Genomic DNA, 340 nt, shown 5'->3' with positions numbered 1-340 from the left:
AATATCTTGCATAAATCCGAAAGTTCTAGCTCGACTTACTTCTTTCACAAAAGATGTGCTAGAGAAATCGATGCTCGCTTGCTGACTACGCGTTTTGAAAACTGGGTGGTCAAAGTCGATAGAAAAACCAACCTTAAAGCCCTCGAAAGGAACAAAGGTCGCTACCTTGCCATCTTCTTCAACCGTAACTTCACGAGTAATGCGAATAAACTTCTTCGCAGCATCTTGTTCTTGAATTCCGGCGGACTGAATCAAGAAAACAAAAGGCCCCGCGGAGCCATCCATAATAGGCACTTCTTCTGAGCTCAATTCGATACGACAATTATCGATACCGAGGCCA

General features: G+C 43.8%; 1 protein-coding gene. It reads right to left on the bottom strand.

Annotated features, from left to right (window positions below; all coding sequences use genetic code 11):
* Positions 1–340 (bottom strand): UDP-3-O-acyl-N-acetylglucosamine deacetylase (locus A3738_RS09725; protein ID WP_197473768.1); only part of this gene is annotated, 340 nt, incomplete at both ends.

The sequence above is a fragment of the Oleiphilus sp. HI0066 genome (genome assembly GCF_001635725.1).
The sequence above is the reverse complement of the archived record's forward strand: the minus strand, read 5'-3'. Positions and strand labels throughout refer to the sequence as shown.